Raw genomic sequence first — 1,125 nt, 5'->3', positions numbered from 1 at the left:
GGCTTGACCGCTTCGGAACCCCGCCCGACATTTCCCCATCTTCCCTGACAGACATCGCATCCCGTTTGTTCTGCGAGAGACCTTGGAACCGGTGCCCTTGGGGCATCCGGCGACATTGCGCCCTCTAAGGGCTGTCCCGTAACTGTTGGTCACGGGTGAGATGATCTTGCTGTGTCTGGTGTGATCACGGCGTCGGAGCCCTCCTGGATAGCCCCGTTCACCGGGCTGAGCCCGCGCCAGTTCGGCAAGCTGATCACCGCGCTCCGGCGTGAGGGTGCGGACCCGGTGCGCAAGGGCCGGCCCTGGAGCCTGCCGCTGGAGGACCGCGTGCTCCTGGTCGCCGCGTACTGGCGGACGAACCTGACCCTGCGACAGCTGGCCCCGCTGTTCGGGGTGTCCAAGTCGGCCGCCGACCGCATCATCGACCACCTCGGCCCCGCGCTCGCGCTCCAGCAGCGCAAGCGGTTCCGCAAGGACACCGTGCTGATCGTGGACGGCACCCTCGTCCCCACCCGCGACCACACCATCGCCGAGCAGTCCAAGAACTACCGCTACTCCACCAACCACCAGGTCGTCATCGACGCCGACACCCGGCTCGTCGTCGCCGTCGGCCGACCGCTGCCCGGCAACCGCAACGACTGCAAGGCGTGGGAACTGTCCGGCGCGAAAGACGCCGTCGGCACGACCATGGTCATCGCGGACGGCGGCTACCGCGGCACCGGCCTGGTCATCCCGCACCGCCGTGAGAGAGGCCAGAGCGAACTCCCGGACTGGAAGGAGGAACACAACGCCTCCCACCGCAAAGTCCGTGCCCGCGTCGAGCACGTCTTCGCCCGGATGAAGGGCTGGAAGATCCTCCGCGACTGCCGACTGAAGGGCGACGGCGTCCATCACGCCATGCTCGGGATCGCCCGCCTGCACAACCTCGTCCTCGCCGGGTGACGCAGAAACCGGCAGGCCACCACGCACATCACAGATCATTTACGGGACAGCCCTTACGAGCTCGTGCACGGTAGGCGGTGAGGCGTCGAGTTCCCGATCGTCGATCATGGTCGTGTGGTGGGGAATGTGTCTCGTGCAGCGATCATCAGCGACCGGAGGATCACGGGCCTGTCGGCCGACGTG

General features: G+C 67.0%; 1 protein-coding gene. It reads left to right on the top strand.

Translation table 11 applies throughout. The features are described from left to right. Window positions 1-171 precede the first annotated feature (171 nt). Complete coding sequence (locus MTQ10_RS30650) at window positions 172-942, top strand: transposase (RefSeq protein ID WP_247474045.1); 771 nt, start codon at window positions 172-174, stop codon at window positions 940-942. The last annotated feature ends 183 nt before the right edge of the window (window positions 943-1,125 follow it).

This window comes from Streptomyces sp. XM83C, from assembly GCF_023072675.1.
Classification (GTDB): Bacteria; Actinomycetota; Actinomycetes; order Streptomycetales; family Streptomycetaceae; genus Streptomyces; species Streptomyces thermocoprophilus.
The sequence above is the reverse complement of the archived record's forward strand: the minus strand, read 5'-3'. Positions and strand labels throughout refer to the sequence as shown.